General features: G+C 48.2%; 15 protein-coding genes. 5 read left to right on the forward strand and 10 right to left on the reverse strand.

Annotation, left to right across the window (positions count from 1 at the left end; all coding sequences use genetic code 11):
• Positions 1–60: 60 nt before the first annotated feature.
• A complete protein-coding gene (locus AC6ESP_RS10720; RefSeq protein WP_497096700.1) occupies positions 61–1,299 on the forward strand; it encodes an NAD(P)/FAD-dependent oxidoreductase in 1,239 nt (412 codons plus the stop codon).
• Between the two features lie 388 nt (positions 1,300–1,687).
• On the opposite strand, the gene AC6ESP_RS10725 is transcribed toward AC6ESP_RS10720, so the two are convergent.
• A complete protein-coding gene (locus tag AC6ESP_RS10725; RefSeq protein ID WP_497096701.1) occupies positions 1,688–2,239 on the reverse strand; it encodes a general stress protein in 552 nt (183 codons plus the stop codon).
• Between the two features lie 88 nt (positions 2,240–2,327).
• Between AC6ESP_RS10725 and AC6ESP_RS10730 the strand changes: the two genes are divergently transcribed.
• Positions 2,328–3,593 (forward strand): magnesium transporter CorA family protein, encoded by a 1,266-nt coding sequence (locus AC6ESP_RS10730; RefSeq protein WP_497096702.1) that lies wholly within the window; start codon positions 2,328–2,330, stop codon positions 3,591–3,593.
• 334 nt (positions 3,594–3,927) lie between these two features.
• Here the strand turns inward: AC6ESP_RS10730 and AC6ESP_RS10735 are convergent, their stop codons facing one another.
• A complete protein-coding gene (locus tag AC6ESP_RS10735; RefSeq protein WP_497096703.1) occupies positions 3,928–4,896 on the reverse strand; it encodes a Gfo/Idh/MocA family protein in 969 nt (322 codons plus the stop codon).
• 200 nt (positions 4,897–5,096) lie between these two features.
• Between AC6ESP_RS10735 and AC6ESP_RS10740 the strand changes: the two genes are divergently transcribed.
• Positions 5,097–5,936 carry a lipase family protein gene (locus tag AC6ESP_RS10740; protein WP_497096704.1) on the forward strand — a complete coding sequence of 280 codons (840 nt, stop codon included), beginning with the start codon at positions 5,097–5,099 and terminating at the stop codon, positions 5,934–5,936.
• 395 nt (positions 5,937–6,331) lie between these two features.
• Here AC6ESP_RS10740 and trhA read toward each other — a convergent pair whose 3' ends face one another.
• From trhA to AC6ESP_RS10770, 6 genes are all read right to left on the reverse strand, one after another.
• A complete protein-coding gene (gene trhA / locus AC6ESP_RS10745) occupies positions 6,332–6,976 on the reverse strand; it encodes a PAQR family membrane homeostasis protein TrhA (protein WP_497096705.1) in 645 nt (214 codons plus the stop codon).
• 63 nt (positions 6,977–7,039) lie between these two features.
• A complete protein-coding gene (locus AC6ESP_RS10750; RefSeq protein ID WP_497096706.1) occupies positions 7,040–7,744 on the reverse strand; it encodes an alpha/beta hydrolase family protein in 705 nt (234 codons plus the stop codon).
• Positions 7,745–7,808: 64 nt separating this feature from the next.
• A complete protein-coding gene (locus AC6ESP_RS10755; RefSeq protein ID WP_497096707.1) occupies positions 7,809–9,182 on the reverse strand; it encodes a glycoside hydrolase family 26 protein in 1,374 nt (457 codons plus the stop codon).
• 192 nt (positions 9,183–9,374) lie between these two features.
• Complete coding sequence (locus AC6ESP_RS10760; RefSeq protein ID WP_497096708.1) at positions 9,375–9,575, reverse strand: hypothetical protein; 201 nt, start codon at positions 9,573–9,575, stop codon at positions 9,375–9,377.
• A gap of 16 nt (positions 9,576–9,591) precedes the next feature.
• Positions 9,592–10,473: a TRM11 family SAM-dependent methyltransferase gene (locus tag AC6ESP_RS10765; protein WP_497096709.1), complete on the reverse strand. Its 882-nt coding sequence runs from the start codon at positions 10,471–10,473 to the stop codon at positions 9,592–9,594.
• Between the two features lie 56 nt (positions 10,474–10,529).
• A complete protein-coding gene (locus tag AC6ESP_RS10770; RefSeq protein ID WP_497096710.1) occupies positions 10,530–10,862 on the reverse strand; it encodes a LapA family protein in 333 nt (110 codons plus the stop codon).
• Between the two features lie 262 nt (positions 10,863–11,124).
• Here AC6ESP_RS10770 and AC6ESP_RS10775 point away from each other — a divergent pair, with 262 nt between their 5' ends.
• Positions 11,125–11,997, forward strand: coding sequence for an SDR family oxidoreductase (locus tag AC6ESP_RS10775; RefSeq protein ID WP_497096711.1), 873 nt, complete (start codon positions 11,125–11,127; stop codon positions 11,995–11,997).
• A 69-nt stretch (positions 11,998–12,066) separates the two neighbouring features.
• Here AC6ESP_RS10775 and AC6ESP_RS10780 read toward each other — a convergent pair whose 3' ends face one another.
• Both AC6ESP_RS10780 and AC6ESP_RS10785 read right to left on the reverse strand, forming a co-directional pair.
• Positions 12,067–12,447: a glyoxalase superfamily protein gene (locus AC6ESP_RS10780; RefSeq protein ID WP_497096712.1), complete on the reverse strand. Its 381-nt coding sequence runs from the start codon at positions 12,445–12,447 to the stop codon at positions 12,067–12,069.
• A gap of 12 nt (positions 12,448–12,459) precedes the next feature.
• The gene (locus AC6ESP_RS10785) at positions 12,460–13,536 is read right to left on the reverse strand and encodes a Gfo/Idh/MocA family protein (RefSeq protein WP_497096713.1); all 1,077 of its coding nucleotides are present in this window, start codon (positions 13,534–13,536) and stop codon (positions 12,460–12,462) included.
• 376 nt (positions 13,537–13,912) lie between these two features.
• On the opposite strand from AC6ESP_RS10785, the gene AC6ESP_RS10790 reads away from it, so the two are divergent.
• A complete protein-coding gene (locus tag AC6ESP_RS10790; protein ID WP_497096714.1) occupies positions 13,913–14,146 on the forward strand; it encodes a hypothetical protein in 234 nt (77 codons plus the stop codon).
• The last annotated feature ends 310 nt before the right edge of the window (positions 14,147–14,456 follow it).

The following is a 14,456-nucleotide window of genomic DNA, read 5'->3' on the forward strand; positions in this document are numbered from 1 at the left end:
AAGGTCTCTGCTGGTACGTATGCTCCAATATTGGACATATTATTAGTAGAGGTGATACTTATGACGAAGCTGTTACATACCGGCAGCTTATATTGGCCAACCACACTTAGCAATCCAGCACAATACCCGAAGTTCAGCACTAACCAACGCATCCAGACGGCTATTATAGGAGGGGGCATGTCCGGCTCCATCTGCGGTTACGTGCTTGCACAAAGCGGCATATCGGCTGCTCTATTCGAGAGAGGAACAGTGGCAGGCGGCAGCACTTCAGCGAATACAGGCTTGCTCCAATTCTCCAACGATGTCATGCTATGTGATCTTATTGACCAGATTGGCGAGCTGGATGCTGTACGATTCTATACAGCCTGTAGAACTGCAATAGAGCAGTTCGGAGCAATTGCAGAATCTCTACCGGAAGATGTAGGCTTCAGACCAAGGAGCAGCCTCTATTATGCCACCTCTGAGCAGGAGCTGCCGAAGCTGATTAAGGAATATGAGACGCTCCTTAAGAATGGCTTCGATGTAAGCTTCTGGGGCCCTGATGAGATTGCCGCTCATTTCCCATTCAAGAAGCCTGGAGCTATAGTCACACGTGGCGATGCCGAGGTTAACCCGTTCCAATTCGTTCAGGCGGTGTCAGGTGCAGCAGCAGTTGAAGGTCTGGATATCTATGAGCATACCGATATCGTCTCCCACGAGACCACTCCAGATGGCATTCATATTCTACGAACATCAGACGGTTATGAAATAGAAACCGAGCAAGTGATCTTTGCCATCGGCTATGAGCCCGAGGAACTAAGAGGACAGTTAGTGAAAGCGGATATTAATCGATCCTTCGCCGCGGTTACAGCCGTACAAAATGCAGATAAGCTGGGGCGGTGGCACGAGAGATTCTTCATCTGGGAAACCGCAAGACCTTATCTCTATATGCGAACGACATTTGATGGACGAATTGTAGTTGGCGGGCTGGATGAAGATCCTGGAGAGCCAATCGAAAATGAGAAAGCCCGGCACAAGAGAATAGACAAGCTCTACCAGAAGGTTCTCGCCCATTTTCCCATGCTGGATGCTCCGATTGAATATGAATGGAGCGCAACGTTCGGAGAATCACGCGACAACCTGCCTTTTATCGGCAAAGATCCTGAACGGCCCGGTGTCTATTATTGCCTCGGCTATGGCGGCAACGGCTCGGTATACAGTATGATGGCCGCCCATATTCTGCGGAATTTAATTGTGGGTGAGCCTCACCCTGTAGCCGATATTGTGCGTCTGGATCGTCCAACCTTACAACGGTTATGAGACTTGTCATAGTGAAAAAGCTTTCGCTGCTATATTGCTATAGGCGAAAGCTTTTTTTGTATATATATCCCTCACATCATCAAGGTTAATATGTGAATAGAGAAAAAAATGCACCAATAGCGAAAATGATTTCGCTGTTGGCCGCTAATGAGCGCAGATGAGCGACAATAACGAAATGAATTACCTTATTAGCGAAAGTAGTTGCACGAGCTTGGTATTTCGTTTCGCTAATCTCCTGAGTATGTGGCACACTGGGGTATTAGCGAAATGTGGTTCACCATTAGCGAAAGTAGTTTCGCTAGACAGCTGATTAGGATAGATAAGCCACTCTTTCCCCACTGCAAGCAGAATTATAGCAGGCCACACCACAGCTGCAGCCCCAGCTATTTTAAGAGCCAATTATAATATCCGACGCGCTATTCTCACGGAAGATGCCTTCCGCAATACCAAGTCTAGACAGCTCTGGACCCCCGTCCTTGTCGAGGAGCGACTTACTCTCATCCGTCTCGACGACAATAATTGTAGAACCGTTTCTTATCGCATCCAGACATGAGCCTGATTCCTTACTATCGAGTCCAAGGGCTTGGAGTGACTGATAGATGCCATCCTCATCGCCGACTAACCCATCACCAGCTAAGAAGCTGGCAGCTGCTACTGGGCCTGCATTCCAGCCGCTAACACCGCTCATCCCAGTAACAGGAAGTGCTGTAGCTCCAATAAGTGGAATCCCACTATCACTGCCTGTTGTCTCCGCCCTCGTCTCCGCAAGCTCCTGCACCTCATCAACATGGATATCCGTATCCGCTTCAATACGACGGGAATGCTGGGCATCCTTTGCAAAGATCTTCATTTCTGCCTTCTCGAAGCCCATCTGCTCCAAAGCATTAATTGTATCAATCACCTGCTGCTCTTTTTCGAAAACACCTATTTTTTTAGCCATATTGGTCATCCTCCTTCATAATAATTGCTTTAGGTAGTTATACCCTTTATGCGGTGCAATCAATCAACTGCTTCCAATGTTTGACCGAATGACTAACATTACTGCAGGCAGGTTGTGCAAGTACGCCGTTCAAGGTATGATGGAAGGAAGCAAATTGGAAATCGGACGAGCAGGGGGCAAATCGATGATTCATCGGGTGCTTCGCTATCCCGCGAAGTGGGAGTGGCATGTACTGCAGCAAGAACGGCTGCAAGCGGTATTGGCGAAGGATCTGCCAAGACGCCAAACTAATCGCAATAAAGAAGCATCACCCAGCACTGTTGGGATCGAGCATGCTTCCCTCATAGAACAATTAGATGCAGAAGAACAATTGAACGCTATTAAGAGGCTTCTGCCTGAATGCGCCGACTGGCTCGATAACTGCAGAACTAGACGTTCGAATGAAATATCCGTATCAGAATCGCCTGAGCTAGGGCCTCTCTTGTACGGTACCTTGATGTTCCAAGTATCCGAGCTGTCTGATGACATTCATCCGTTTCACTTCTGGTTATCAGGCAATAAGCTGGTTACTCTGCACGAGGATCTGAGACTTACTATTCGCTTACAAGCAGATTCGCCCGCAGCTAGGCTTGAGAATTGCAAGTCAGCTCCAGAGGCTCTCTTCGTTATGCTGAATGTCATACTAGATCCGTATCATAGCGGTCTTGATGGCTTTGAGAATAGACTTGGCGAACTCGAGAGCAGTATGAGAATCTCCAACCGCACGGGACTGATGGACGTTATCTTCGAACGGCGCTATGATCTTCTCCATTGGAGCCACTTATTCATACCGATAAGGGAGCTGCATGGCGCTGCCAAAGAAGCATTCATGGATGATCTAACGGAAACTGACAGCTTCAAGCGCATTACTCATAAGCTGGAGCGTATTGAGTCACTTCTGAAGCATTATGCCCTTGAGATTGATACGCTCATCTCGATGGATGATGCGATCTCGAGCTTCCGCGGCAATGATATCATGAAGACGCTCACGATTTTTACGGTTCTGGTTGCACCTCCAGCAGTCATTGGGGCTATTTGGGGGATGAATTTCAACAACTTGCCATGGGTTGATACGGAGTGGGGCTTCCCTCTTACTTGCGGCATTATCATTTCAGTAACTGCTGGGATCTATGTATGGCTCTGGAGGAAGGGCTGGACTGGCGATTTATTGACCGGTCGCAAGTCGAAGAAAACAGCAATAATTCAAAGTCCCGGCAGCCGCAGCCGCAAGAAGAAGGCTTCTTCCACAGAAGCCTTATCAGAGTGGCAGCCACAGCCATCTGAAGAGCGGCTTTCCCGCAAACGTCGTGCCTAATGAAGTGAAAAGGGATGGAGCAAGCGTACTACTTGCTTCATCCCTTTTCTATGCCAATTAGCTAAAGAATAAAGGTACGCAAGCACACCATTCACCAGTATTACAGTAGGTATTCCATTGTGAGGTCAGGTTAAGGAGATAGGGCTTGGAGCAAGGATATCCATCATACGTCGTTTAATGGACGATGCTATCCGGGATTCCGGCGTTTCAAATAGCCGTACAGGATTAGACACCCTGTACGGCTATTTTTCATGATTTCCAACATTTTGATTGAAAGCGAGTTGTCTCTCCAGCGAACTTCATGCTCTTGGGACACCCCTCTCAAGAACGCTTCCTACAGCTTCACAGGCAAGCCAGTCAACGCCGATCGATTCGCTGCCATCGTTACTTCATGAGTTAGCCATGCATCTTCATAGGTTGAGCGGATGCGTGAAGCATCCCCTGTCCTCACAGCATGCAAGAAAGCTTCATTCTCCAGATCATAGGGGTTGCTGCGATTAAGGTATTCTGTCTTGCGAGCCGAGCCAGAGTCAAGCAGACTATGTTGGCTGAGCTCAAGTACACCTTTATTCGTATATACATGAAGGCCTGCACGATCCCCACCATCGATCGCACAAGTGTTGCTTATCGTAGCAACCGCTCCGCTAACCATCTTAATCGTTACTGTACCAACATCTGGAACAGTAACTCCCTCTTCTAGGGATGACATATAACGATCACCATAAGCGGCATAAACCTCGGATACTTCACCTAGCAAATAACGGAGCAAGTCCACAATATGCGTCGTCTGTTCAACGAACTGTCCGCCGGAGCCCTCCATCTTGCGCCACCAGCCCACACCCGGCATACTGCCCATCCAATAGCCCAGAGCCATTAAAGCCGTACGCTCCTGAAGCAGTTCTTGTGCTCTGCTTGTCCCATCCATGTACCGAAAATGATAACCGGTGGAGGTAATGAGTCCACTTCGTTTAACCGCTTCCATAATAGCTCGTGGTGTCTCCAGATCGAGGCCAATAGGCTTCTCTACGAGAAAAGGAATACCTCGCTCGACCAGCATCTGCTCTATTTCTCCATGTGCGAATGGCGGTACACAAATATACACTGCATCCAGCTTACGATCATCCAGCATTTCCGTGACCGATACATAACCTCTTGCGTCTGGAAATGGCCGTGCTGCTTGCTCCGCTTTCTCCAAGCTTGTTCCACAAAAAGCTGCGACGTTAACATCCTTCATAGCTGCAAGCTTCTCGGCATGCATTCGGCCAAACCAGCCTGTCCCGACTAGCCCAATCCGTAGCGTCATTAGGTCGTCCCTCCGTCCAATCGTTTCCCTTGCCTACATCGCCATTATACCTGTGACTGGGAAGCTTCGTCCATTCGCAATTACATAACAAGCCCAAACCTTTTTGCAATCTGCCATGCTGTCAAGCTACCGACTTGCTCCTCGGATCATATACTACAACATCAGAGAATACCGGGAACACACGAGCGGAGGGATTTGACATGGCAACTCCAAGGAGGACTCAATCACAACCGCAAGTGCCAGAGCAGAAGCAATCGTCACAGGAGCTCGATATTCGCACGGCATTGTTCTTGGCTGCCGTTTGCGGACAAACTTACTTGCAATTCGATAATAGGGATGGTTTATTCCTTGTGCCGCGTACCTATAGTGTGGTAGGGACGTTCTCGGGGAAGGCCTACGACGAGACGGAGGAGCCCTTCGGCTTCATTCTTGAGTCTGAACGTTCCTGTGTACTAGCGTTCAGAGGCTCTGGCTCAGCTGTTGATTGGGTATCCGATTTCATTGCGCAGCAGACCTCCTATCGTCCCGTTAAGAATGCAGGGCAAACACATAAGGGCTTCACAGATATCTATATGTCCGCTCGCTCCCAAATTTTAACGCTGATCGAGAAGCTGCCTGGCGATAAGCCTCTCTTCATTACCGGACATAGCTTAGGAGGTGCGCTTGCCACACTCGCTGCCATCGACATTGCATGCAATTCCCATATTACCTCACCTATCGTCTATACATTCGGTACGCCTCGTGTAGGAGATCCTAAGTTTGTTCGCTTATATAATAGCAAGATCAGCACCCACTGGAGATTTCAGAATGAATATGATATTGTCCCGCATCTCCCTACGCTCGTCTATCAATCCCCTAGCACCAAAAAAACCTATTATTATATGCATGTAAAGGGGGAAGTGAAGCGCTCCTTCCGAATGGGTTCGGTGTCAGGCAATCATATACTAAGCAGCTATTTCTCCGATTTATTCCGCGAGGATCCTGTATTCGCTTCAACCGTGTGCTCAGAGCCGCCTGGCTGGTGTCCTCTCGTCGACTGATCGCTTAAACGATTTATTGGTTAAACAGCAACCTGCGCATTTTAATGTTCTTCCGATCGGCATTGCTCAGAGATTCCTTTGAATCGATGTTTTTAAGTAGGAATCCCTTCACAAAAACGAACGCTGACGCTTCTCCAGAATCATTAAAATGCTCCGTTTGCCATTAACCTGTACATGAAATGCTCAAACTAAAATCATCGGGGATTCCGCCGGGTCATGCTTCCAGGTTTACCGAAAATCAGCCTAGAGGTCGGTTGACTTTCGCTTGCCCACTTGCTTAAAAAAGCTGCAAAGAGTCAAAATCGACAAATAGCGTTGCAGGGTCTGCAACGCTATCTGTATGAGAATCACTTCGTAATTAACTAATGCGAGCCGTTGCTCCAGTGGAGCCCCACTTAAGCAGGCAGAATATACAGCAATATAGCGAAGAAATGAACGATCGAGCCACCTAGCACGAATAAGTGCCATACAGCATGATGGTAGGGGAATGCGCGCCACATGTAGAATATCGTTCCGAACGTATACAGCAGCCCTCCCGTAATGAGAAGCTGCAGACCGCCTGGGGCAAGATGAGCAGTCAGCGGCTTCCATGCAAAAACAATTAGCCAGCCCATTGCGATGTATACGATAGTCGAGGTGAACAAAAATTTTGATGCAAAAAACGATTTGAACACGACGCCAACCAGTGCACAGCCCCATACAACTCCGAACAAGGCCCAGCCAAGGGAGCCCTGAACGATATGCAGCAGGATCGGCGTATACGTCCCGGCAATAAACACATAAATACAAGAGTGATCAAGTGATTCGAATACTCGCTTAGCTTTGCCCTCAGGAAAGCTGTGAACGAGTGTAGATGCTGCATACAGCAGCAGCATAGCAGTACCGTATATGGTGAAGCTGACGACGTGGAATGCCGTTCCTTTTGTTGCTGCAAAAACGATAAGTATTACCAGCGCTGCAACGCTAAGTGCCGCGCCAATGCCATGCGTAACCGCATTCGCTATTTCCTCGCGTCTGGTGTAGGTATGGGTGCTTGCCATAGCTGAATTCCTCCATCCGATCCAAGGCATCCATGATTAGGATCTACCCTTAAGTTTAACGAATCAGCTCCAGCCTTTCAACCATTCCCGAACTCGATCGAGCGTTTTATCCAAATTGCAGATCGCATCCTGATCAATATAAGGCTCTTGATGCCTGAAATAGTGAGCATGACCGCCGATAAGAGGAATGCCCTCCACTATGCCGGGCGCATACTTCATATGGTTCCATTTCGGCATGATCGACTTCTCGGCAGACCAGCCGCCCCAGCTCCCTATCCGGCTAATCGGATCATTAAGAATGCCAGTATGATCCACCGAGTGGAAATAGCTGACCTTGTCTCTAAGCTCGGGATGAATGGGAATACGCGGAGAGCCCACCTGCACGATACGCATATTACGCGAGAGCTTATGCTTATGAAGCATTTTACCCGCCTGATAGGCAGCTATTCCGCCTCCACTGTGACCAATAAGCAGCAGCGGGTGATCAGCCTCACCTTGAAATGTCATCTTAATCTTATCGAATACAGCTCGCCCACCGACACGGCCCATGGCAACCCGATTCGTCAAATCGGTACCCACCTCAATAATCTGTCTGTACAGGCTGCGGCTTGCATCACCATAAGGGTGAAAAACATGAATGAATGGTTCCAATCCATCCGATCGGAATAACCGGTCCAGCTTGTCTCTGCATTCATTGAAGGCGGTTTGAGTCGTTGCAACACCGGCAAGCAAATAGACGCTTATTGTAGATGGTTTGTTCGCCGTCATCGAAATCCCTCCGTGTTATTTTAATCAAAAGTCATGTATTCATTATGCGGGAGGACCCATCATTTCATGCTCGGATATAAATATCCCTTTCTTTCCATCTCACCTTATAGCCCAGCTTCTTAGCCGTTGAAGCAATCGGGAGCGCATTCACCTTCCTCATAATGGGGATGATTCCTCTATCTTTATAACCGCTCCATATGGAATACGCTATAGGTGTGACCTTTATTTCCATTCCAGTATGCTTACTCGAAACCGTCAAATCCCCATTGTCCTCCCGCTGGATAGAGAGCTGCAGCACTCGGCTGAAGAATGCTTCATCTGCATAGAACAGGCCATCCTTCACGAATACATTGCCTCTATAGGTGAACCGCTCCTTAACCTTGCTTCCGCCTGGAATATCCTTCGGTGATACATCAGATAAATAGTGGTCATCCTTTATCGCTTCTTTATAAGCATGCAATACCTGCTTCTCCGTCGTAATCGAATAATCATTGACTCGCCGAGATGCATTGTATTCCGTTACATTATTAACATCGAAATAATAGATCGCCTTAACCCTTGGATAGAGCTTAGGCAGGTTCAAGTAAAGCCTTTTTATTTTGTCAGCCGCAAAATGATTATCCTGCGATTGATCCGTCGTATTGTAATGGGTCACGCCATATTCGGACAGCTGGATCGGCTTCACTGTGCTGAAGCGACTATAGACATAATCGAGCAGCTTCAGCGGATCTTCGAAATCGGCTGTCTGATCTATGCTGTCATTATGATACTTCACATTATACACATTAACACCGACCCAATCGACATACTCATCCCCTGGGTAAAAGCTCTCAATCGTTCCCTCAGGCACATTCAGCACCGTCCATATCATCGCTGCCTTTGGCGCTCGCTTCTCGAATACATCATGGACCAGCTTCCAAGTTCGAATGTATGCCTCCGAATCGCCGCTGTATGCGGTCCATGTCCCGTTCATCTCGGAGGCAAATCGCAGGAATATTAACGTATCGGCAGCATTCGCCGCGTCCGCAAAGCCTTGCAAATAAGCATCATCCTGAACAGAGTCCAGCCCATTATTCGGCTCCCATGCAATATGCGGGAAAGCTCCTGCTGCCTTCACCTGCCTCACCCATTCTGTTGGAAAAGGCTCGCCGTACCCGACATATTTGAAAAAGCTGGCATGCTTTTTCTCGGTTACGCGATTGAATTCATCCATGCTGTACCCGATCGCTTGATCCTGCAGAACATAAGCTCCCAAATAGATGCCTTCGGCGGGTTCTCCCTTAGACAGTGAGTATTGGGAGCTGCCTGCTGGGATCACATGAATCGTAAATTCACCAGCTGAATCTGTATCTGTTATCTTATCCGCTGCTGCTCTAGTTCCCTGAATAAAGAGCAGCATGGCACATACGGCAAGAACTCCTAGCTGTTTATGACGCATATTAAGTAAACGTACAATATACAACAAGGAATCTACTTCCTTCCATTGCTATGATTTTATACACAGCATGAAGCATTTTCCTCTCATTTATACGCTGGATGTATGTGTCTGCTCATAATTTTGGAGCATTCAGCTCCATAAAAAAAACCTTCAGCCTCCGCATTTGCGAAAGTTGAAGGTTTCGTCGTGTTGCTACACGCCCATTTTTTTACGTTGGTTGTTAATTTTCTTCGTATTCTGGCTGCGCATTTCCTGCGTACTGGTGGATTGATGCTTCGACCCTGGTCCACCATTCTGATTCTGCTTCTTCTGAGCAAGCAATTGCTTCGCTCTTTCAGCTTGAGTCAGTTTTTTAGGCTGCTCTTGCGTTTCATTCTGTTCGTTCTCAGACATATGATTCACCTCACTTTTATTGGGCAACGGTAATATATCGGGTAAAAGACCCTTTGTGCAGCTGGCATCGATCCGTAATACGGAATAAAGTCTGCTCCAGTTGCTGCTCAATTGGCACAGTCGTTACAATGACCGCACGTCTAGTGAGTCTTCTTACACTTCTCAGCATATCAAGCTGTTCGTCAATCGGCAAGACCGAGCATAAATTATAAGGCATATCGACGATCGCAATATCGTAATTCGTAGTCAGCTCCCGCATATCTCCAAGCTTAACGGTATCCTCCGAATAGCCATAATGGGACAAGTTAAAGCGAGCACCCCGTACCGCAAGCGGGTTGCGGTCAACTCCGGCAATCTGAACTCCCATAGATAGAGCCTCAATCAATACGGTACCCATCCCACAGCAGGGATCAATCACGCTAAGCTGGTCAATCGCTGCTGGCGATGTCCCACTGACCGCGATATTAACGATTGCTCTCGCAACCCGAGTTCCGAGTGCCGTCGAGTAGTTCTGCGGCTTATTCTGATGTTTAAGCCATACGGCCTCACTATCCAGACAGGGACCGAACAACCAGCGGCCATTCAATCGGGTTACACCTAATAGCTGGTCTGGCAAGCGCATCTCTGCTGTGCCATGAATGCTCGAGCCAAGCTCTCTCTCGATCTGTCGCTGCTCCTCGTAGCTAGGCTTCTCACTTGTGACTGTGTACACGACCTTGAAGGTCTCGCCCCTAAGCTCGATCTCAGCAAGTCTGGCGCCAAGCTCGCTTAAGCTATTCTCAGCGAACCAGATATGCATTCTCCGTCTCATGAACGGGCTGCGCTTCGGATCAAGCTCTAACTCACTTACGAGATAACCCTGCTCCGGCTCCAGCTGGAACAAGGAACGAAGCTCCAATTCACATAATGCTGCTTCATCCTCATGACAGGCGAATGTATATACATAGCTGGACGTCAGCTTTGTGCAGGCTGTGATGATGGCGTCTCCTTCGTCTCCTTGGTGTCCAGGCTTGAGGATACAACGAACTGCTCTGTCTCAGCTGACAGCTCAGCTACACGTTTCTCAAGTGTCCGTACAGCACGCTGAAGCTTGAACTGACGCAATCCTCCAATAAACCCTACCGTTAACCCTCCGAGCAGAGTCGAAGCCAGAATAACTAGAATAAGCGGAAGCTGTGCCTGTGTAAACATAAAGTTAACCTGCACAGAATCAACATTAATGACCGCGAACACTGCAATGATAAAAGCGAACAACAAGGCGCCTATAAGCAAGCTCTGTCCTTTCACTGGTATTCCCACCTTTCATGTGAATATTGTCTCATTTTACCACACAACGAAAAAGGATGCCCATAAATGCTGGAGCAGCCTTCTTGCAAGCCATCCCAAGAGGGTGTCAAGCTTACAAATACGTTTAATATTCAGCACATTCGGGTAGTCATTAGCGTAGAGCCTTCCTGGTTCTGGAAACAAAATCATAGTTCCCTGTATGAATATCGTTCCATTATTCCACACTAATACGTATGTGTGTAACCTGAAGGAGGAACCTCTCATGACCCAATCAAACTCCAGCACGTCGAATACATTCCCGCCCCAGCATCAAGATCAGCAGCCTGGCATTGAATCCTTAATGAATCCTCTACCTGTCTATAAATCCGATACCTACAAGCCTGCCGGCAAGCTAATGAACAAATCGGCTATTATTACCGGAGGCGACAGTGGAATCGGACGGGCAGTTGCCATTGCCTATGCCATGGAAGGCTGTGATGTCAGCATCGTCTACTATAATGAGCATGAAGATGCTGCCCTTGTTAAGAACGAGATTGAGCAAGCAGGCAGACGCTGCCTTCTCATTCCCGGCAATATAGGAGACGAAGCCTTTTGCCGCAGTGCAGTTGAACAGACTGTTCTCGAGTTCGGCAAGCTCGACATCGTCATTAATAATGCGGCTGAGCAGCATGTTCAGCAGCGTCTTGAGGATATTACCGCCAAACAGCTTGAAGCCACTTTCCGTACGAACGTATTCGGTATGTTCTTCGTCACCAAAGCTGCATTGCCATTCCTGAAGAAGGGCTCATCCATTATTAACACAGCTTCCATAACAGCCTATCGAGGCAATCCAACGTTAATTGACTATTCTTCCACCAAAGGTGCAATTGTCTCCTTCACCAGAGCCTTAGCGGTTAATTTGGCTGGTCAAGGAATACGGGTTAATGGCGTCGCTCCAGGACCGATATGGACGCCTCTCATCCCGGCAAGCTTCGATGATCAGTCTGTGTCAACATTCGGCTCCGAGCAGCCTATGAAGCGGGCTGGACAGCCTTACGAGCTGGCTCCTGCATATGTCTACCTAGCCTCCGAGGATTCTAGCTATGTAACGGGGCAAGTCATGCATATTAATGGCGGCGAAGTGATTAACGGATAATAATAGAGGCCGCCTGTCCAGATGTAGCTGAACAGGCGGCCTCTATTGACTATAACGGCTGAGTACCGATTATTGTGCTGTTTCATACCAGATAATCCGATTGCCGAAAGGGTCGCTGATGCGTATTTCCCTCGTCCCCCATGGCGTATGTTCAATACCGGGACGTGCATATTTATAGTTCTTAGCTAGGAGCAGCTTATGGTACTCCTCTAGGTTGTTCAGCTCAATTCGGATCGCCCCTCCAGGCGTGCAATCGCCATGATGCTCGGATAGATGAATCAAGCAGCTGTCGAATGAAACCTGCATATACAGTGGGAAATCCGTCTCAAAGCGATGCTCCCAGTCCACTTTGAAGGACAGGAAATCCATATAAAAATCCTTAGCAAGCTTCTCGTCAAATATCCGTAGAATGGGGATGACCGGCTTCATATTGAAATAGGATTGATCCATTGCCCTCTCCTCCTAATGCGCCCATAGCTGACGCTCTGTTTGTACCGTTTCGCCTGTGACAATTGCTTTCTCCATCATGAGTGACAAATAATAATCCTGCGATGCCTCAGCCAGACTGTAGAATGATGAGCCGCCCTGCACATACAGCCCCATTCGCAATAAACTCGTAGCAATCGCAATCTCGTCATCCGATAATCTTGCACCCTTGAATGGATTTACGTACAGCCATTGCTCTCCAGCTGTGATGCCTCTGTGGTAATACCCCTCCAGATTGCCATTCTGTCCAGTATCTATCCTCTTCAGCTCCATATATACAGGTGTCTGATAATCACTTAAATAAGCAGCAGATTGATCGACGATTTCTCCATGACTGCCTCTTACCAATAGACGGCTTCGTCTAATCCAGGAGAAATACTGTTCCCTTGTAAAATCATACACCGCCAGCTTATCCCCGAACCGCAGCGTAACAAGCGACTGCATCGATTCAACCAGCTTCTCTTCAGACGGATCACCTTGGCGGCCAGGCCCGTCCACAATCGGCGCTGAAAAGCGTTGTCCGCAAATGACCGCATCCTCATAATCAATGTTAAGCAGCTGGCGAATAAGGCTGATCCCATGATAATCATGTGCCACGGATACTTGAGCATGGTGGACCTCACCAAGCTTCCCTGATCTTACAAGCGCAATTCGTGCAGCATGCATGGGTTGGAATATATACTGCTCTGCTACTTGCACCTTGGCGTCTTGTGGCAGAGCTTGATGCAGACGAATAAGGCTGTCTAGATCAGCTGCAGGAGGTGTCTCTGCGAGCACCGGGATGCCGCGACCTGCAAGCTCCGTTATAATAGCTGGACTAGCTGAGCGCGGTACCGAGACGACAGCGAAGTCAACATCCACCTCCTCAGACATAGTCTCCAGTGTACGGTAAGTACGAATACCCCATTGCTGCTCGATGACTGCTCCTTTTTCCTCGTTCCTGACAACCATAGCTTGAATGCTGAACTTCTCCGGCAAAGCCTGTGCAATGCGGATATAAAACTCCGCCCGCCAGCCTCCGCCAATAATAGCTATTGATAGCGGTTTCTTCATTCTGCCCCCTCCATATCATCCATTATACTTACTAGAGTAAAGAGCTGAGATTGTTATTTCAGCCCATCCTCATCAAACCGTACATGAGCTTTTCCCTCATATGCTTTCCGATGCTCGTCTTTCATGCGCATGCCTCTTTACAATAACGTTCTCAAGCCAATCTGTTTGGCTATAAACTTCATCTCTTGGAAGGAACTCATCCATCTCCAAAAGCTTGTATCCTCTTTCTTACCATGCCGTTCCCTTTCGCCGGAGGATTCTTCACTGTTGCTCCAAGTTCTATACAGCTTCCATGGCCTTCGTCTATGTAAACGAGACTCGGCTTCCTCTTTCCCCTCTTGCGAGGCCTTTTTGACGATGCGGCAGGATTCACTTCATGTTACGGCCTGACAAGTGGCTTGCCCTGTCTCCGACAGCTACTTTTATCGATACGCTTCTACGCACAGATTTCACCGTACGCAGGTATTCCAGCTACAAAGGAGGCTTGGCCCCTCCTTCGGTTGGACTTTCACCAACTAGACGATGGGTGCCTCTGGGCACGCTATACAAAGAAAAAAGATCTCTTACAGGTAGAGATCTCCAGACTGTCGAGAAAGTCTCGACTGCCTGAAGACCCTCAGAGGGCCTTATTCTCTGCGAAATGGTGATCTGCAAGAAGAATAAGAACCTGCCGGACCGGTAATGCGCAGCACATAGCTCCAAATGGTACTTAAACCGGTGGTTAGCTAATGAATAAGACCCTCAGAGGGCCTTATTCTCTGCGAAATGGTGCTCTGCAAGAAGAATAAGAACCTGCCGGACCGTTAACACGCAGCACATAGCTCCAAATGGTACTTAAACCGGTGGTTAGCTAATGAATAAGACCCTCAGAGGGCCTTATTCTCTGCGAAATGGTGCTCTGCAAGAAGAATAAGAACCTG

This window comes from Paenibacillus xinjiangensis, from assembly GCF_059686975.1.

Bases quoted from the DNA above. Each gene is read 5' to 3' on its own strand.
- AC6ESP_RS10720 (WP_497096700.1), top strand. From the start codon at position 61: ATGACGAAGCTGTTACATACCGGCAGCTTATATTGGCCAACCACACTT.
- AC6ESP_RS10725 (WP_497096701.1), bottom strand. From the start codon at position 2,239: ATGGCTAAAAAAATAGGTGTTTTCGAAAAAGAGCAGCAGGTGATTGAT.
- AC6ESP_RS10730 (WP_497096702.1), top strand. From the start codon at position 2,328: ATGACTAACATTACTGCAGGCAGGTTGTGCAAGTACGCCGTTCAAGGT.
- AC6ESP_RS10735 (WP_497096703.1), bottom strand. From the start codon at position 4,896: ATGACGCTACGGATTGGGCTAGTCGGGACAGGCTGGTTTGGCCGAATG.
- AC6ESP_RS10740 (WP_497096704.1), top strand. From the start codon at position 5,097: ATGGCAACTCCAAGGAGGACTCAATCACAACCGCAAGTGCCAGAGCAG.
- trhA (WP_497096705.1), bottom strand. From the start codon at position 6,976: ATGGCAAGCACCCATACCTACACCAGACGCGAGGAAATAGCGAATGCG.
- AC6ESP_RS10750 (WP_497096706.1), bottom strand. From the start codon at position 7,744: ATGACGGCGAACAAACCATCTACAATAAGCGTCTATTTGCTTGCCGGT.
- AC6ESP_RS10755 (WP_497096707.1), bottom strand. From the start codon at position 9,182: ATGCGTCATAAACAGCTAGGAGTTCTTGCCGTATGTGCCATGCTGCTC.
- AC6ESP_RS10760 (WP_497096708.1), bottom strand. From the start codon at position 9,575: ATGTCTGAGAACGAACAGAATGAAACGCAAGAGCAGCCTAAAAAACTG.
- AC6ESP_RS10775 (WP_497096711.1), top strand. From the start codon at position 11,125: ATGACCCAATCAAACTCCAGCACGTCGAATACATTCCCGCCCCAGCAT.
- AC6ESP_RS10780 (WP_497096712.1), bottom strand. From the start codon at position 12,447: ATGGATCAATCCTATTTCAATATGAAGCCGGTCATCCCCATTCTACGG.
- AC6ESP_RS10785 (WP_497096713.1), bottom strand. From the start codon at position 13,536: ATGAAGAAACCGCTATCAATAGCTATTATTGGCGGAGGCTGGCGGGCG.
- AC6ESP_RS10790 (WP_497096714.1), top strand. From the start codon at position 13,913: ATGTTACGGCCTGACAAGTGGCTTGCCCTGTCTCCGACAGCTACTTTT.